Raw genomic sequence first — 244 nt, 5'->3', positions numbered from 1 at the left:
TGTGCCAACAGCTCCCAAGCCAAAGGCCGTGTTGAGCGAGCCAATCTCACGTTGCAAGACCGGCTGGTTAAAGAGATGCGCTTACAAGGTATCAACACCATCGAGCAAGCGAACGTCTGGCTTCCCTACTTCATCGCCGATTTTAACCATCGCTTTGCTAAGCCCGCTCAATACCCAAAAGACATGCATCGTCCGGTTCGAGAGTCCAAGCAAGAACTCGACGATATTTTCAGTTGGCAAGAAA

At 50.4% G+C, this 244-nt stretch carries 1 pseudogene; it reads left to right on the top strand.

Features of this window, described 5'->3' with window-relative positions:
* Positions 1-244: pseudogene (locus tag AB4512_RS24030) on the top strand (transposase); the annotation flags it as partial.

Origin of the sequence: Vibrio sp. 10N.222.52.B7, from assembly GCF_041474275.1 — a bacterium.
In the GTDB taxonomy this organism is placed as follows: domain Bacteria; phylum Pseudomonadota; class Gammaproteobacteria; order Enterobacterales; family Vibrionaceae; genus Vibrio; species Vibrio crassostreae_C.
The sequence above is the reverse complement of the archived record's forward strand: the minus strand, read 5'-3'. Positions and strand labels throughout refer to the sequence as shown.